This window comes from Pelagibius sp. (assembly GCF_028289705.1).
Taxonomy (GTDB): Bacteria; Pseudomonadota; Alphaproteobacteria; order Kiloniellales; family Kiloniellaceae; genus Pelagibius.
On record NZ_JANQOI010000167.1, the window covers coordinates 1 to 15,155 of the forward strand.

At 65.9% G+C, this 15,155-nt stretch carries 16 protein-coding genes and 1 tRNA gene; 8 read left to right on the forward strand and 9 right to left on the reverse strand.

Going from position 1 to position 15,155, the window contains the following annotated elements; genetic code table 11:
• Nucleotides 1-106 precede the first annotated feature (106 nt).
• From Q0996_RS20680 to Q0996_RS20690, 3 genes are read right to left on the reverse strand one after another with little or no spacing between them, the layout of a single operon-like run.
• Nucleotides 107-1,987, reverse strand: a complete 1,881-nt coding sequence (locus Q0996_RS20680; protein WP_299624280.1) for an adenylate/guanylate cyclase domain-containing protein — start codon at nucleotides 1,985-1,987, stop codon at nucleotides 107-109.
• A 19-nt stretch (nucleotides 1,988-2,006) separates the two neighbouring features.
• A complete protein-coding gene (locus tag Q0996_RS20685) occupies nucleotides 2,007-3,479 on the reverse strand; it encodes a M48 family metalloprotease (protein WP_299624281.1) in 1,473 nt (490 codons plus the stop codon).
• Entirely contained in the window at nucleotides 3,479-4,267 is a 789-nt protein-coding gene (locus Q0996_RS20690; protein ID WP_299624283.1) for a thermonuclease family protein, read from the reverse strand. Before Q0996_RS20690 ends, Q0996_RS20685 begins: the two co-directional genes overlap by 1 nt.
• A gap of 184 nt (nucleotides 4,268-4,451) precedes the next feature.
• Between Q0996_RS20690 and pip the strand changes: the two genes are divergently transcribed.
• Nucleotides 4,452-5,402 carry a prolyl aminopeptidase gene (gene pip, locus Q0996_RS20695; RefSeq protein WP_299624286.1) on the forward strand — a complete coding sequence of 317 codons (951 nt, stop codon included), beginning with the start codon at nucleotides 4,452-4,454 and terminating at the stop codon, nucleotides 5,400-5,402.
• A 221-nt stretch (nucleotides 5,403-5,623) separates the two neighbouring features.
• Here pip and Q0996_RS20700 read toward each other — a convergent pair whose 3' ends face one another.
• Nucleotides 5,624-6,292, reverse strand: coding sequence for a hypothetical protein (locus Q0996_RS20700; protein WP_299624289.1), 669 nt, complete (start codon nucleotides 6,290-6,292; stop codon nucleotides 5,624-5,626).
• Between the two features lie 307 nt (nucleotides 6,293-6,599).
• Here Q0996_RS20700 and Q0996_RS20705 point away from each other — a divergent pair.
• The 4 genes from Q0996_RS20705 to Q0996_RS20720 all read left to right on the forward strand — a co-directional run bounded on the left by Q0996_RS20705 (nucleotide 6,600) and on the right by Q0996_RS20720 (nucleotide 7,780).
• A tRNA-Arg gene (locus Q0996_RS20705) sits at nucleotides 6,600-6,676 on the forward strand.
• A 121-nt stretch (nucleotides 6,677-6,797) separates the two neighbouring features.
• Nucleotides 6,798-6,959 carry a hypothetical protein gene (locus Q0996_RS20710; protein ID WP_299624292.1) on the forward strand — a complete coding sequence of 54 codons (162 nt, stop codon included), beginning with the start codon at nucleotides 6,798-6,800 and terminating at the stop codon, nucleotides 6,957-6,959.
• The gene (locus Q0996_RS20715; protein WP_299624295.1) at nucleotides 6,917-7,189 is read left to right on the forward strand and encodes a hypothetical protein; all 273 of its coding nucleotides are present in this window, start codon (nucleotides 6,917-6,919) and stop codon (nucleotides 7,187-7,189) included. The genes Q0996_RS20710 and Q0996_RS20715 overlap by 43 nt, the downstream gene beginning before the upstream one ends.
• Before the next feature lie 93 nt (nucleotides 7,190-7,282).
• On the forward strand, nucleotides 7,283-7,780 hold the full coding sequence (locus tag Q0996_RS20720) for a hypothetical protein (protein ID WP_299624298.1): 498 nt from the start codon (nucleotides 7,283-7,285) through the stop codon (nucleotides 7,778-7,780).
• 457 nt (nucleotides 7,781-8,237) lie between these two features.
• On the opposite strand, the gene Q0996_RS20725 is transcribed toward Q0996_RS20720, so the two are convergent.
• Entirely contained in the window at nucleotides 8,238-9,038 is an 801-nt protein-coding gene (locus Q0996_RS20725; RefSeq protein WP_299624301.1) for a glycosyltransferase family 25 protein, read from the reverse strand.
• 182 nt (nucleotides 9,039-9,220) lie between these two features.
• Here Q0996_RS20725 and Q0996_RS20730 point away from each other — a divergent pair, with 182 nt between their 5' ends.
• Nucleotides 9,221-9,979 carry an SDR family NAD(P)-dependent oxidoreductase gene (locus tag Q0996_RS20730; RefSeq protein WP_299624303.1) on the forward strand — a complete coding sequence of 253 codons (759 nt, stop codon included), beginning with the start codon at nucleotides 9,221-9,223 and terminating at the stop codon, nucleotides 9,977-9,979.
• 166 nt (nucleotides 9,980-10,145) lie between these two features.
• Here the strand turns inward: Q0996_RS20730 and Q0996_RS20735 are convergent, their stop codons facing one another.
• Nucleotides 10,146-10,457, reverse strand: a complete 312-nt coding sequence (locus tag Q0996_RS20735) for a 4a-hydroxytetrahydrobiopterin dehydratase (protein ID WP_299624305.1) — start codon at nucleotides 10,455-10,457, stop codon at nucleotides 10,146-10,148.
• Between the two features lie 115 nt (nucleotides 10,458-10,572).
• On the opposite strand from Q0996_RS20735, the gene Q0996_RS20740 reads away from it, so the two are divergent.
• Nucleotides 10,573-10,986 carry a metallopeptidase family protein gene (locus Q0996_RS20740; protein WP_299624308.1) on the forward strand — a complete coding sequence of 138 codons (414 nt, stop codon included), beginning with the start codon at nucleotides 10,573-10,575 and terminating at the stop codon, nucleotides 10,984-10,986.
• Between the two features lie 546 nt (nucleotides 10,987-11,532).
• Here Q0996_RS20740 and Q0996_RS20745 read toward each other — a convergent pair.
• Entirely contained in the window at nucleotides 11,533-13,179 is a 1,647-nt protein-coding gene (locus tag Q0996_RS20745) for a Rieske 2Fe-2S domain-containing protein (protein WP_299624309.1), read from the reverse strand.
• A 114-nt stretch (nucleotides 13,180-13,293) separates the two neighbouring features.
• On the opposite strand from Q0996_RS20745, the gene Q0996_RS20750 reads away from it, so the two are divergent.
• The gene (locus Q0996_RS20750; RefSeq protein WP_299624312.1) at nucleotides 13,294-13,956 is read left to right on the forward strand and encodes a metalloregulator ArsR/SmtB family transcription factor; all 663 of its coding nucleotides are present in this window, start codon (nucleotides 13,294-13,296) and stop codon (nucleotides 13,954-13,956) included.
• Here Q0996_RS20750 and Q0996_RS20755 read toward each other — a convergent pair.
• Together Q0996_RS20755 and Q0996_RS20760 are read right to left on the reverse strand one after the other, a co-directional pair.
• Entirely contained in the window at nucleotides 13,953-14,588 is a 636-nt protein-coding gene (locus tag Q0996_RS20755; protein ID WP_299624314.1) for a uracil-DNA glycosylase family protein, read from the reverse strand. The genes Q0996_RS20750 and Q0996_RS20755 overlap by 4 nt on opposite strands.
• Nucleotides 14,578-15,155 (reverse strand): Sir2 family NAD-dependent protein deacetylase (locus Q0996_RS20760; RefSeq protein WP_299624316.1); only part of this gene is annotated, 578 nt, incomplete at its 5' end. The genes Q0996_RS20760 and Q0996_RS20755, both read right to left, overlap by 11 nt.

The window sequence follows — 15,155 nt, forward strand, 5'->3', positions numbered from 1 at the left end:
GGTCTGTACCGCCCGCTCCCCCACCCGGCCACCCACTAGGATAATCGCATTGGGTGGCCGGGTGGGGGAGCGGGCCGGCACCGATTCGACGCAAGTCGAGACGAACCTACAACTTCAGCCGGAAGACCTCGATCTTTCCCGCGCGCCCGCGCATCTCGTGGGTGCCCAGGCTTTCCACGGCCGGGCTGTCGCCGAGCAGCGCCCGGGTTTCGCCGGACAGCAGCACCACCGCCGAGCCGCTGCCGGGCGGCACCTCCTTGCCGAAGGCTTCCAGGCGGTTTGCCAGGTTCACCGTGTCGCCGATCAGGGTGTAGTTGACCCGCCCCGGCGCGCCGATGTTGCCGACGATGGCGGGGCCGGAATGGATGCCGATGCGCAACCGCACCGCGGGCTCGCCTTCTGCTTCCCGGGCGCGGTTGTCGCGGTCCAGGGCCGCGGCAATCGCCAGGGCGGCCCGGCAGGCCCGCTCGGCATGGTCGGGCTGGTCGTCCGGCGCGCCCCAGAAGGCCATGACTGAATCGCCGATGTATTTGTCGACGGTGCCCTCGGTCTTCTCGATTTCGGCTGCCAGAAGTTCGAAATGATGGTTGAGGAATTCGGCCAGTTCATGGGCCGACATGTTCTGGCTGGCGCGGGCGAAACCGACGATGTCGGTGAACAGCACCGTCACCTGCCGCTCCTCGGAGTGGAAGCCGTCCTCGCCCAGTTGGATGAGGCGCAGCACCAGGGTCCGCGGCACGTAGGTCTCGAACCAGCGCAGGCCGTTGAGCATGGAGTTGAAAGCGCCGGAGGCACTGTTCAACTCGCGGAAGGCGCTGCCCTTGGCCGGCGGCACGCGGCGGAAATCGAAGCTGCTGATGGCCCGCGCCGCCTCTGCAAGATCGCGCACCGGACGGGCGATGCCGCGGCTCAGCACCACGGCAGTCAACAGGGCCAGAGCCAGAACGCCGAGCCCGACCCAGCCGGTGACAACCAGGCGTTCGAACTCCGTCTGGTCGATTTCGTCGTCGCCGGCATAAACCCCCATGTAAAGCTGCTCCGGCCCGTAGCCGCCGACGACCCTGTAGAGAAAGAAAACCTCGTCGCCGTCGCGGATCACCAAGTGGCCCAGCAACGAACTGGTCGAATCCTCCAGGATATCGATGCGCCGCTTGCCCTCGGACCAGATTGCGGCGAGCTGGCTGTCCCCGACCTCGTCGATGTCCGGCAAGGGCTTGTCGGGACCGAGGCCGGCGATGTTGTCGATCAGGAAGGGATGGGCCAGAACCCGGTTCCGCCCGTAGAGCACGAAGGCATGGAGCCCGGACTGAACCTCGAATTCCTCGACATAGTTCGACAGCACCTGGACCGAAACCACCGAAGCGATGACGCCGAGGTATTCTCCGTCCCGCCACAGCGGTGTGGAGACCGTCAGATGCGGTTGTTCCAGCGAAGGAACCCAGAAGACCCCGCCCCAATCCGAGTTGCTCCGCTCGGCCATGTTTGCGACCAGGCGCCCGATCTCCGGGTCCTTCTCCACCGCGTCATAGAGGCGGATGATGCCGCCTTCCGGCGCCCGGCCGACCCTGAGTGACCAGCCATCCACCGAGAAATAGGCGACGCCGGTGACCTGCGGCGCCGCGGCCAAGGCCCCCAGCATGGCATCGCCCAGCCGATCCCGATCCGTCGGATCGAGGTCTCCGGAGCCGATCACCTCGGCCATGAACTGAGATTGCTGATGGGCGGTGCCGAGGTGGAGGGCGATCTCGCCAATCAGAGCCTCGACAGTCAGCTCCGCCGTCTGGCGCAGCAAGGACATGGTGTTCTTTCCTGCCGTACTGAGCGAGACCCACAGCACCAGGGAGACGGCCACCAGCACCAGCAGACCGAAGCCCCCGGTCAGCACCACCGCGATGGTGGGCCGCCAGCGCCCGGCGCTCTCCGGCTCGTGGAGGCCGCCGCCCTCGGCGGCAACAGGGGTCTCCTCGGATGTCGGTGTGCTGGTCACTGACGGTCTCTTACCTCGGCTACTCGGTGACGATCTTCACGGCCTGGCCGGGGCGCAGGACGACGCTGTCCTGAAACCCGTTCAGCACCAGGAAGCGTTTCAGGTTCTCCGTGCCGAAGGGCATGCGCGCGGCGATCCCGGCCGGCGTGTCTCCCGCGCGCACCCGATAGACCCGGACCCTCTGGGGCTTCAGCGCCGCCGCCTCCCCATCGCTGAGCTTGCGGAAACTGTAGGTGGTCTCACGGAACGGCCGGTTGAGCGCCGCCGTGCGCTCGGCGTCGGACTGAAAGATGAAGCGGTAGATCGTCGCGGCGTCGTAGCGGATCGCCAGCAGCCGTGCGTCGGTGCCCCGCCTGCCCTCGACCCGGGCGGTGGCGGCGGGCAAGCCGTTGACGGTGATCGCCTCGACCCCGCTGAGCCGCGCCCGGGCACCCCAGACCCGGGTCAGGTAGTCGCTCATGGAACCGCGGTAGTCCTTGGGGCCGCGGTCGAACTGAATGGCCGCCTTGCCCTCGCCGTCGCGGGCCAGCACGCGGCGCGACTGGTTATAGAGCCGGAAGCCCTGGGGCACTTCGAAGGCGAACTTCAGCAGCGGATGGGCGAATTCCCGCCCGCGGATGAAGCCCTCCTCCGGCTTGTCGCCGTAGAGCATGCCGTCGATCTTGTCGAAATAGATGTCCTGGGCCGTCATGGGATCGGCCACCGGGTTGGCGCCGGCCTGCTCCAGGGCGCGCTGAATGCGCTCTGTGGTGCGCGGGTGGGTCTGCATGATGTTGAAGGAATCGGCCTTCTCCGGCTGGCCGGCCAGCTCCGCCTCCAGGCGGCTGTGAGCCTGAAGCTGGCTGAGGAAGCCGGCCATGGCCTGGGTGTCGTAGCCGGCACGGCCGAGATAGCGTCCGCCCAGCATGTCGGCCTCGAACTCCTGCTCGCGCGAATAGCTGCGCACCAGCAGCGCGCCCAGGGTGCCGCCGGCCTGGGCCGCCGGTCCGCCCAGCAGGATGCCCAGCCCGGCGCCGGCAACATTGGCCGCCATGGTCTGGCCGTAGCGCTCGGCGGTGTGGCGCGCGGTGACGTGGCCGATCTCGTGGGCCAGAACCCCGGCCATCTCCGCCTCGTTCTCCGCCAGCGCCAGCAGCCCGCGGGTGATGTAAATGTAGCCGCCGGGCAGCGCGAAGGCGTTGACGATGGGGGAATCGAGGATGGTGAAGGTGAACTTCAGGTTCGGCAGTTCGGAGGTCTGGACCAGCAGGTTGCCTACGGAAGAGATATAGGCGTTGAGTTCGGGATCGTCGTAGGAGCCGCCGTACTGGGCCATCACCTTGGGATGTTCCTTGTGGCCGAGGTCGGCCTCGCCCTGTTCGCTGAGGCCGCCGGTGAAGATGGTGCGCCCGGTGCCCGGCGCGGTGGCGCAGGCGCCCAGCATTGCCAGCAGCAGCAGGGCCACGGCCAGCGCGCGCAGGGTGCGGGGAAGACAGGCTGAGAGAGCGAACATCATTCCTCCAGCAGCTCGATCTGCTCGGGATGGGTCACCTCGATCATGGGACCGTTGCGCGACTTTAGCCAGCCCCGCACCCGAAGGCGACGGCCTTCGTAGGCTTTCAGGTCGATGCCCTCGCCCTCGAACAGGCGGCGCGTTTCCGGGTCCAGCGCGATGGTGAAATCGCTGCGCCAGTCCTCGCCGAAATTCAGATAGGCGCGGCGGCGCACCAGGCCCACCGCCAGCACCCGGCCCTCCACCAGCTCGAAGCCGCCGAGCCAGCGCTCCGCGTCTGCCGCCGCGCGCGTGCGGTAGAAGCGAAGGCCCCAGATGCCGCGGCGCGCGCCCCGCGCCTGCCGCTCCAGGGCCAGCATCTCGGCGACCAGCCTGCGGTTGTCGGCGAAGCTGTAGACCCGGGCCATGCCCGCCTCCAGGATCGCCCCCTGCACCCAGCGATCCTCCACCACGAGGTGGGCCAGGACGCGGCCATGGCGGTCGCCGCGGCGCCCGCCGAAGGCGACCGCGACCTCTTTGCCCAGGGTGAGCTCGGCGAGGAAGGCCTTGGCCTCGTCTGCGAGTGGCCAGGGCTTGAAGCCGGCGCGCCCCAGGGGCAGTTTCGGCGCCTGGATGCCCACCAGCCTGATCTCCCGCCCGTCCTCCAGCACCAGGGTGTCGCCGTCGACGATGGCGGCCACACGGCCCGGCTCCCCGGGCTGCAGCGATGCTGTCGGGTTGGCCTGGGCCGCCGCAAAGACCGGCGAAAGGGCCCAGGCGGTCAGCGCCAGCCACATCAAGAGAGTCACCGCACGGGTTCCGGGATCGCCGGCGGGTCTGAGCGGGGGCCTGAACCGGATCATCATCCCAGTCTATCAGGCCCGCCCCGGCGAGGCCCATCCCGGGAGATCAAAGGTGGCGGAAAGCCGCGGCCTGCGATATGAGGGGCCGGAACCGTCCACAGCCGAACCAGACCGGGAAGAGGCCGTCCGCATGCTTGCGCAGGATCTGTTTTCGCCCATCGAGCCCAGCGAGAGCGGGCGGCTGGAGCTGGACGGCCGGCACAGCATGTACTGGGAAGTCTCGGGCAACCCCACGGGCCGGCCCATCGTCTTCCTGCACGGCGGCCCCGGGGCCGGGGCCGGGCCGGACCACCGCCGCTTCTTCGACCCGCGCCACTACCGCATCGTCATCTTCGATCAGCGCGGCGCCGGCCGCTCCACGCCGCTGGGCGAGACCACCGACAACACCACCCAGCACCTCATCGCCGACATGGAGCGCCTGCGCGACCACCTGGGCATCATGCGCTGGCACGTCTTCGGCGGGTCCTGGGGCTCGACCCTGGCGCTGGCCTATGCCCAGGCCCATCCGGAGCGGGTCTCGGCGCTGATCATCCGCGGCATCTTCCTCGGCACCCGGCGGGAGATCGACTGGTTCCTCTACGGCATGGCGCGGATCTTTCCGGAGAACTGGCGCAGCTTCGCCGAGACCATTCCGGAGGCGGAGCGCGGCGACCTTATGGCCGCCTACCAGAAGCGCCTCAACGACCCCGACCCCAAGGTGCACCTGCCCGCCGCCCGGGCCTGGAGCATCTACGAGGGCAGCTGCTCCACCCTGCTGCCCAGCCCGCAGACCGTGGCCGCCTTCGGCGAGGAACGCCATGCCCTCGGCCTCTCGCGCATCGAGGCGCACTATTTCCAGCATCACGTCTTCCTGGGCCCGGACGCCCTGATGGAGGGGCTGGGCAAAATCCGCAACATCCCCGCCATCATCATCCAGGGCCGCTACGACCTGGTCTGCCCCATCGAGACCGCCGACGCCCTGCACCGCGCCTGGCCGGAGGCCGACTACCTGGTGGTCCCCGACGCCGGCCACTCCGCCATGGAACCCGGCATCCGCCGCGGCCTGGTCGCCGCCACCGAACGGTTCAAGGGGGTGGAGTGAAAAAGGGAGGTTCTGTGCTCCGCTTGGGCACGGTCGACGGACAAAGGGGATGACGGCTAGGCCTTTTGCCAAGCTGTCATCTGCCCCACGCACGCTAGTGGTGGATCCAAAAACGAGGCTCTATCCTCAGCAGACATTGTCGGCTACAGCGCAGCGATTCTCATTTGCGCAACCCACTTTGGCACGCGCCGTAGCCAGAAGTCAGAGTCAATCAGCGGCGGTCAGCAATTGGCGTTCGAGTCCACCCGTGCTTTTCGGGCGCTGCCACTCTCGCCGGGAAAGCCCTGAAACCCCGCCTCCAGCATTTCGTCGATGACCTGACTTAGAATGCCGCATCCGCCCGAACTGCCGATGGTCAGGCTGTAGACCTGCGGCGAGTTCTCAATGTCTGACCAGTTCACTTCGTAGATGTGGATGACGACAGCACGCGGGTAAACGGTTTCTGTCGTCGTTCCCGTTGAGTAGCCGGTAACGCCATACTGTGGCGTGTAGGTTGTCGTTCCGCTATACGTGCCATAGCCCCCGTAGTTGTGCACCGTGCCATAGGTTTGAGAAGAGGAGTATCCAGTGACACCGATGTTCGGAATCGAATAACTCCTGGTGATTTGCTGGCCCTTACCGATTGCATAGCCGAGAAAGGCCACGAACCGGGGCCCTTCGGTTTCGCCGACAACTCTAAATCCGACCTCTTGCAGTTTGCCGGCCAGCCTCTCGGCATAGCTTTTGAACTCCAGAGACCGCGCCTCCTTCTCATCGCTTGCAAGAATGGTAATGCTCTCTCCAACGTAATCGCTGGGCAGTGCGTGAAAGATCTCGACGTTTGATTGCACGGTGGGTGCGCAGGCGCCGGCCCAAAGGCCGAGCATCAGCGCCCCGACGATCCGCTGCAACCTCGACCTCCATTGCAAGCCAAGCATCTGACGATGCATCCCGACCTCCACCCGAGGGGAGCTCCTCAACTTCTGGTTTCTCACCGTCGCAGAGTGGCATAAAGAGGATGCAATCCAAAGCCTTTCCTTCAATCCATGCGGGAGACGCCGCCGGGATCGGTCCCTTTTGGGGGATTCAGCAGACACCGCCCGAAGGGCTTCATCTGGGGCCATGAGAGGCGGCGGGTCCTGAGAGGCCCTACACCGCCCGCATTGCCTAAACGCGCGCATTGTCTTATGTCTGGACCGCCTCACGCGGCATCGCGGCGGCCCCGTAGCTCAGTTGGATAGAGCGGCAGATTCCTAATCTGTAGGTCGCAGGTTCGAATCCTGCCGGGGTCACCATCCTTCGCCCTGCGGGCTTCGGATGGCGGGCCACCCGGAACCGCATCTTTGGCGAAGGAGGGCTGGTCCCGACTTTGCTCCGTTCAAACAACCGGCCATCCGCGCCGGGGAGCCGCGTGCCATGAACGCCCTCAGGGTGATCCATCCCTACAAGACCGAAGGCGTCTGGGTCTTCGAAGACGAAGCCGTGGGGCTGGTGCAGGAGCCCTTCGTTTCCGGCGCCGATACGGTGATCGACGGATGGTGGCCGCCATCCCCGGGGCCGAGCAGGGCTTCACCGTGATCTTCTCCGACAGGCCCTTCCCCGGCCATCAGGCGGCCTTCGAATGGCGGCGCGAGGAGTACGAGGGCAACTGGTACTACGTGCCGGACCTGAACATGGAAGACCAGAGGCAGCCGACCTTTCGAGGCCACTCAAATGTCGTCAATGTTCTTTGGCCATTCGGGAAAGAGGCACGTGCTTCATCAACCAATTTACAAGACAACACCAATCTACAGACAGCAATCGGTTGATTTTCTGTCTTGGACAACATCAGTATAGTTGTTCTCCGAAACCGAGCATCGCACTCTGATAAATTCAGTACCCAAAAGTGAGAGGAGTAACCTATGGTCATGGTAGAGCCAATGGCGCAGCCGGAACCCAAGCCAGAGGAGATGCGCCTCGCAGAAGTCGTAGTGACGTTCTCTGGCTCGATCAGTCACCCTCAAGCGAAACCTGCAGTCAACCTGTTTGCTCAGCAGGCAACCAGAATCCTTCAAAAAAGACCTCTTGGTTATTCTTTCCCTATATCAGATGAACAAATAACAATAACAGGGATTCATATTGAATTAGAACGAATCGAAGATGGTAGTATTGTAGCGAAACTTCTTATAGCTGGAAACTTACTGTTTATGGCTTACACAGGCGTTGCGTCGTATCCTTCTTTCAAGGAAGCAATCCCAGTAATTCAATCTGATATCGAATATGTCCTAAAGCAGGCCGCAGAGCATTTTGATATCGAGGGCTCAGATTTGGACGTAGATTATGAAACCTCCCATGTTGTCCTCTTTAGAGAGGAAGATCTTGAGGTGCAGCTGGAGAATCTGAAGGGACGCAAACACTGATTATTTGAGAAGTTGAGAGTTCTGGAAAACGCCATTTTACTCCAGTTATGAGCAGAATCTATTTGTTGCGATTCGTAGTCTGTGACAGGCTTATTTCCGAAAGCTGTAGCGATTGTTGGAACAGCCGTAATTCTTATCCGTTTCACAGTTTTGCCGGGCTTTCGGAAAGGACCAACGTTTTTGCCAGCACCGCTTAGCTGAAGCCTTCGCCCAGTTCTGGTGTATGTAACAGCAGCTGCGACCCACTTGGGTTTTCCTCTTTGGTTTTCACTCTGGTGCTTACCGCCTTCTGCAACAACGAGGGTACACTCGACAAGGCCTCTGTCGCCGAGCTTTTTGAAACCTGCTCTGTTGGACCATCTATTGGACCCGGCACCGCTCGCGATGGCGGGACTGGTGGGCGGTTTTCCGTTGGTAGTCGGGTGACTGCTTCTGACCTGCGTCTGCTTTGGCCGATCTAACGCCCCACCTCTTTCAGTCTTCGGCGATCTGACGGCCAGGCGGACCAGTAGGCGATGCGCTTGTTGAGGCTCTCCGTGAGCGTATGGCGGGCGCGGCCCAGCAGATAACCCGTGGCCCCAATGCCGTTGACCGCGGGCTTGTGGAAACGTTCCTCGCCGATGTGGGAGCCGAGGTCACGGTCGTAGTCGGTGACCGCCGGCTGCACGACAGCCCAGTCCAGGCCGTGCGCCCAGCTTCGCCCCATCATCACGTCCACCGGCAGCCAGTTGCGCTGCAGCGCCGGCAGCAGCTTCTCGGCGCCGCTGCGGCGGATCAGGTAGGCATAGGCGCCGCCCGGTGTGGTTGCCAGCCGCACCAGCCGGTAGCCGCGGTCGAGATCGCAGAGCCGGCGCTGGCGCAAGCGGGCGATCTTCGGATAGCCGATGAAGCGGACCAGGTCGAAAGGGCGGGGGAGCCTGAGGATCGAGGCCAGCACCGCCGGGAAGTCGGCGCCCAAGACCGCATCGTCCTCCAGCACCAGCACCGGGTCGAGATCCTCGGCGACCATCGCCTCGTAGACCGAACGGTGGGAGAGCAGGCAGCCCAGCTCGCCGCCGGTCATGTCGCGGCCGAAGGCGCGGCGCCGGCGCGGCGCGTCATAAGCCGGGTGGGCCGCAACGTCGAAGCCGCGGCCGTCCACCCCCTCGACGAAGGCGAAGTCGAGGCCGAGGGCCTCGAGCTGGCGGCGCATCTTTGCCCGCCGTTCTTCGGCCTCCGGCAAACTGATGACCCGAACATGAACCGTCGGCGACGCCACGGTGCAAAGCCCCTCGCGGTGAACGGACGCTGCTTCTTCACACAGGCCCTCCCGGCGGACAAGCCTTCGGGGCCGGCTCTTCACAGTCTCGTCACCGCCGCGCCGCTCTGCTATAGAGCGGCGCTTTCAAGTTCGGGCCGCGAGTGCCGTGGCCCTCTTAGCACAGATGAGGGGACGAAGACATGGACGTGAAGGGGCATGCGGCGATCGTGACGGGGGGCGGCTCCGGCCTGGGGGCGGAGGCGGCGCGCCATCTGGCCAAGGCCGGGGCCAAGGTAACGGCACTGGACCTCAACGGCGAGGCTGCCGAGGCCGTGGCCGCGGAAATCGGCGGCCTGGGCCTGGCCTGCGACGTCGCCAGCGCCGCCGAAGCCGAGGCAGCGGTCGCCAAGGCGCGCGAGGCCCACGGGCCCTGCCGGGTGCTGGTCAACTGTGCCGGCATCGCGCCAGCCAAGCGCATCGTCGGGCGCGACGGGCCCATGCCCCTGGAGTTCTTCGAGAACGTCATCAAGATCAACCTGATCGGCAGCTTCAACCTGCTGCGCCTGGCCGCCGCCGACATGCTGGGCAATGATCCGATCAACGACGACGGCGAGCGCGGGGTGGTGATCTCCACCGCCTCCATCGCCGCGGTCGAGGGCCAGCTCGGCCAGGTGGCCTATGCCGCCTCCAAGGCCGGCATCAACGGCATGATGCTGCCGGCGGCGCGGGAGTTCGCCAAAAACGGCGTGCGGGTGCTGACCATCGCACCCGGCCTCATCGGCACGCCGCTGCTGCTCAACATGCCCCAGGAGGTGCAGGACAACCTGGCCGGCCAGGTGCCCTTCCCGCACCGCTTCGGCCATCCCGCCGAGTTCGCCGCCCTGGTCCTCCATATCTGCGAGAACACCATGCTGAACGCCGACACCATCCGCCTGGACGGCGCCATGCGCATGCAGTAGCAGGCGCGTCGAGAGGGGCCTGCGCGCGTAGGGCGGAGCGAAGCCCCCTCACCCTCCCGCTTGCGCGGGCCCCTCCCTCTCCCACGGCGGGGAGAGGGTCTTTTTGGTTTCCCTCTCCCCGCCGTGGGAGAGGGTTGCGCAGCCTTAGCGGGATCGCAGATCGCGCTTAGGCGGAGCTGGGTGAGGGGGAACCCGCGTAAGCCTCGATGCGTTTGGCGAGGGTGACGTCGCGTTCGGAAAGGCCGTCGCAGTCGTGGGTGGTGAGGGTGATTTCGACCCGATTATAGACGTTGAACCATTCGGGATGATGGTTCAGTTTCTCGGCCGCCAGGGCGACCCGGTTCATGAAGCCCCAGGCCTGGTTAAAGGACTTGAAGCGGAATGTCTTTTTCAGGGCATCGCGGCCCTCCACCGGCTCCCAGCCCGGCAGCTCGGCGGCCAGAGACGCGCGCTCTGCCTGGGTTAGCTTCTCTACCATGGCGTTCCTCCGGACGGACAAAATTGGCTGGATTAAGGTTAACCGAAGGTGACTGTGCTTGGACTCCCGGTCAAGGCAGGCTAGGCTGAAGTCAGAGAGATCGATAGGAACGGTTATGGCTCAGATGCACGATGTGGGGCGGTATTCGACGCCGCCGGAGACCCGCCACCTGGAGGCGCTGGCCCGCGAGGCCTATGCAACCATTCCGGCCGACCTGCGCAAAGCGCTGGGCGATGTGGTCATCCATGTGCTGGACTTCCCCGACGACGACACCCTGGAGGAGATGGACTGCGAGTCGCCCTTCGATCTCCTGGGGCTCTATCGCGGCACCAGTCTGCTGCACAAGTCCACCTGGGACTCGCCGGAAGACATGGACATGATCTTCCTCTACCGCCGGCCGATCCTCGACTACTGGTGCGACAGCGGCGAGGACCTGGCGGAGGTGGTGAAGCACGTGCTGATCCACGAGATTGGCCACCACTTCGGCTTCTCCGACGACGACATGGAGCAGATCGAGCGCTACGGCTGAGCGCCCCTCCGAGGCATCGAACCGCAACGGCCCGCCGCATGACGGGCCGTTTCGCTTTTTGAGAACGGGTTTCCCGCCATCATGGTGCGTGGCCATGGTTCGAGACGGTTGCTGCGCAACCTCCTCACCATGAGGAACCGGGGGCTCCCTCATCCCTCAGCCTGAGGAGTCCGCGCAGCGGGCGTCTCGAAGGGTCCCGGCGCGCAGCGGGCCGCCATCGCGTGTGTAACTCACCCCCCTCCCAACCTCCTCCCGTCAAGGGGGGAGGAGATCTTTTCAGCCGCTTCAACAACTTCCCCCTCCCCCTTCGATGGGGGAGGGTTGGGGTGGGGGTGACAGCCTCTCCACCGCAAGCCGTAGGCTGATGAGCCTTCGTCGTCTTCTTCCGAGCATCCATGGCAGGCCCCGACCGGGTCTCAAGGATCACTGAACCGTCGCTGGATAGATGGACCCTCGTGACGAGCACGAGGGTGATATCTTCTGCGGTGGCGGCGTCTGTGCGCGACGTCGGGGCTGTCTGATTGACGGGCTACCCTTCCGCCGATCCTAGCCCTCCGCGGCGACGAAATTGATCGCCTGCTGGGCGGTGCGTTTGGTGTGCTTGCGCTTCAGGGGCTCGTGGAGGAAGCGGTTGACCGCCGCCAGCATGGCCGGCACCCAGGGCGCCTCGGGGTCCGCGATCACCTCCTCCCGGGCCGCCGAAAGCAGCTTCACCAGGTGCACGGAGACGATGTATTCCGCCTGGGCGTGGTCGAAGAGGCCGCGCAGCGAGCGCTCGAAGAAGGCCTGGGCATCGTCCACCTGCCAGGGCGTGGCGTCGTAGTCGCGGTCCACGTAGGCGGCGTTGCGGCCGACGAAACAGCCGATCTGCAACAGCCCCTGGGGCCAGAGTTTCGGATAGCGCCCGCAGAGCACCCGCACCGCGTTGCCGAAGGTGACGGCATGGGTGAAGTCCAGCCAGCCGACGTTGTGGGAGACCGACTTGTCGGTGGCATCGGCCACCGAAAGGTCGAACTGCAGGAAGTCGAGGCAGGCCGCCCCCAGCAGCGCATCGAAGAGCGCCTTGCGGTCGCCGGTGGAGCGCAACACCCGCTCGAAGACCTTGGGCACGGAGAGGCGGCGCAGGTCTTCTGCCGCCATCGGCTCCGCCCCCGCGCCGTCCCAACGCGCCAGGGCCCCGGCATAGGCCCGGAACTCGGGGATCAGATCCTCCCGCGAGGCGTAGACCAGGGAGCGCACGAGGTTGAGCAGCAGGGGCTCGGTCGTCTCCGGGCCGAGGCGGTCGATGAGCTGGCCGGTCTTGTAGACATAGATCGCGGAGTGGCCGAAGTCCTGGTAATGGGCGAGCGCCGCCTCCGCCAGGGCCGGCTCCAGGTCGCGGAAGCCGAGCCCGTCCCCCAGCGCGCCGCGCAGCAGGGCGATGGCCCGGCCCTCGTCCTCCTCCTCGATGGCGGCGACCAGCTCCGCCGCCGCGTAGGGGCGGCTTTCCGCCGGGAAGGGATAGGCCGGCTCGCGCAGGGAATCCCAGGCCAGATGGCCGACCACCTCAAGGAGCGGGACCAGCCGCTCCTGGTCGCCCCTGGCCAGGTCGTCGCGCAGGGCGAGCCAGTCCGGCGCCCCGGCATGGGCGTGGGTGGAGCCGAACTCGAAGCGCTCGGCGGTCCAGGCGATGGCGCCGCGGACGGCGTCCAGCGGGTCGCCCCCGGCGAGCTGCAGGCGGGAGATCTCCCGTGCCATACGATCGTATTCATGGCGTCGGAAGCAGCGGCTGAGGTTCTCCAGGGCCGCCGCGCGGCGCTCCTCGGCCGGCGGGTCGGTGATGTCCAGCCAGACCTCGCCGTCGACGACCTCCACCGGATAGCGGCGCAGCTTGTCGCCGCCCACCAGGGTCTCGCCGCCCTCGAGATCGAATTTCCAGTTGTGCCAGTTGCAGGTGAGGATGCAGCCCCCGCCATCCGCCCGTTGGGTGAGCTTGCCCTCCATCAGGGGATAGCCCTCGTGCGGGCAGCGGTTGTTGCAGGCATAGACGCCCGCCTCCCCGGCGAAGACGGCGATCTGCTTGCCGCCGACCTTGAGGAGCTGACGGCCCTTTTCCTGCAGCGCTTCCAGCGGACCGACATGAACGCGATTGCTGTCCGGCGCCGCCCGGCCGGCCGGTGATGCTGCGGGTTTAGCGGCGGTAAGCGCGGCCATGGATCTTCTCCCGATATGGCATTTTTGCCGACTCATAAATTCGAAAGATTTTTCTTGAGAAATACCATAGGCGGTGCACTTGCATTTCTCAAGAAAAAACTTTAGATAATAGGAATGCTCGACAAGGTGACCAAGCCGGGTGAGAAGCGCAGCCGCCGCGCCATCATCGACAGCCTGAAGGTGGACGGCCCGCAGGATGCCGCGCGTTTGGCCGAACGACTGGGCATCTCCGCCATGGCGGTGCGCCAGCATCTCTACGACCTGGAGGCCGAGGGCCTGGTGAACCACGAAGCCGAGGCCCGGCCGCCAGGAACCGCCAGGGGCCGCCCGGCGAAGCTCTGGGCGCTGACGGCGGCGGCCGACCGTTTCTTCCCCGACGGCCATGCCGAGTTCAGCGTCGGCCTGATCAACTCCATGAAAGAGGTCTTCGGCGCCAAGGGCCTGGACAAGCTGCTGGCGGTGCGGGCGCGCGACCAGGTCGCCGCCTACAAGGCGCGTATGGGGGCACGGCGCAGCCTGCCGGCCCAGCTCCGCGCGCTGGCGGAGATCCGCACCGAGGAAGGCTACATGGCCGAGGTCGAAAATGTCGCCGGCGGCTACCTGCTGGTGGAGAACCACTGCCCGGTCTGCTCCGCCGCGGCGGCCTGCACCGGGCTCTGCAACATGGAGCTCGAAGTCTTCCAGAAGTCCCTGGGCAGCGAGGTCGAGGTGAAGCGCATCGACCATATCCTGGCCGGCGCGCGGCGCTGCGCCTATCTGGTCACCCGCAAACGCTAGGTTCGGGTTCTCCTTGACCTAACCATCGCTTTCACCTGCCGGCGCAGTTCCGGCAGGAGGTCGCTCTCGAACCAGGGGTTCTTTTTCAGCCAGGCGGTGTTGCGCCAGCTCGGGTGGGGCAGCGGCAGGAAGGCCGGCTGGTATTCGCGCCAGGCCCGCACGGTTTCGGTGAGGCTGTCTTTGCGCGCCTTGCCGAGGTAGTGGCGCTGGGCATAGAGCCCCACCAGCAGCGTCAGTTCCACCGCCGGCAGCGCCGCGCGCAGGGGCGGATGCCAGAGCGGCGCGCATTCCGGGCGCGGCGGCTTGTCCCCGCCCCGGGCGTCGACCCCCGGATAGCAGAAGCCCATGGGCACGATGGCCACTTTGCCCGGGTCATAGAAGGTCTCGCTGGGGATGCTGAGCCAGTCGCGCAGCCGCTCGCCGGAGCGGTCGTCCCAGGGCACGCCGGACTCGTGCACCCGGGTGCCCGGCGCCTGGCCGATGATCATCAGCCGGGCCCCCTCCTCCGCCCGCAGCACCGGCCGCGGCCCCAACGGCAGGTGGTCGGCGCAGAGCGTGCAGGCCCGCGCCGCCGCGACGATGGCCTCCAGGCTCTCCTCCGCCGGCGGCCTGGATTTGCCCTTACCAGCCATCGCTCAACACCTGCTCGACGAAGGCGGGCACCTCCCGGGTCGCCGGGCCGTAGCGGCCCTCGGCGAAAAAGCTGCGGCCTTCGGAGGGTTCCAGGTTCAGCTCCACGGTGTGGGCCCGGCCGTTGGAGCGCGCCTCGGCCACGAAGCCGGCCGCCGGATAGACGTTGCCGGAGGTGCCAATGGACACGAAGAGCACGCAGTCGGCGAGCGCTTCGTAGATGCGCTCCATCTCGAAGGGCATCTCGCCGAACCAGACGACGTGCACCCGCAAGGTGCCGTCGACGCCGCAGGACGGGCAGAGACTGTCGCGGGTGATGGGCTCCCGCCAGGCGCTGACCGTGCCGCAGGCCAGACAGCGCGCCTTCAGAAGCTCGCCGTGCATGTGGACCAGATCCGGCGAGCCGGCGCGCTCGTGCAGGTCGTCGATGTTCTGGGTCACCAGCAACACTTCGCCCGGCCACTCCGTTTGCAGGCGGGCGAGAGCGAAGTGGGCGGCATTGGGCTCGACTGCCGCCTCCAGGAGTCCGCTGCGCCGATGATTGTAGAAGGCGTGCACCTTGTCGGGAT

Coding starts and splice junctions, on each gene's coding strand:
- Q0996_RS20710 (WP_299624292.1), top strand. CDS start 6,798: ATGAACGCCCTCAGGGTGATCCATCCCTACAAGACCGAAGGCGTCTGG.
- pip (WP_299624286.1), top strand. CDS start 4,452: ATGCTTGCGCAGGATCTGTTTTCGCCCATCGAGCCCAGCGAGAGCGGG.
- Q0996_RS20755 (WP_299624314.1), bottom strand. CDS start 14,588: ATGGCTGGTAAGGGCAAATCCAGGCCGCCGGCGGAGGAGAGCCTGGAG.
- Q0996_RS20745 (WP_299624309.1), bottom strand. CDS start 13,179: ATGGCCGCGCTTACCGCCGCTAAACCCGCAGCATCACCGGCCGGCCGG.
- Q0996_RS20685 (WP_299624281.1), bottom strand. CDS start 3,479: ATGTTCGCTCTCTCAGCCTGTCTTCCCCGCACCCTGCGCGCGCTGGCC.
- Q0996_RS20715 (WP_299624295.1), top strand. CDS start 6,917: ATGGTGGCCGCCATCCCCGGGGCCGAGCAGGGCTTCACCGTGATCTTC.
- Q0996_RS20750 (WP_299624312.1), top strand. CDS start 13,294: ATGCTCGACAAGGTGACCAAGCCGGGTGAGAAGCGCAGCCGCCGCGCC.
- Q0996_RS20730 (WP_299624303.1), top strand. CDS start 9,221: ATGGACGTGAAGGGGCATGCGGCGATCGTGACGGGGGGCGGCTCCGGC.
- Q0996_RS20735 (WP_299624305.1), bottom strand. CDS start 10,457: ATGGTAGAGAAGCTAACCCAGGCAGAGCGCGCGTCTCTGGCCGCCGAG.
- Q0996_RS20740 (WP_299624308.1), top strand. CDS start 10,573: ATGGCTCAGATGCACGATGTGGGGCGGTATTCGACGCCGCCGGAGACC.
- Q0996_RS20720 (WP_299624298.1), top strand. CDS start 7,283: ATGGTCATGGTAGAGCCAATGGCGCAGCCGGAACCCAAGCCAGAGGAG.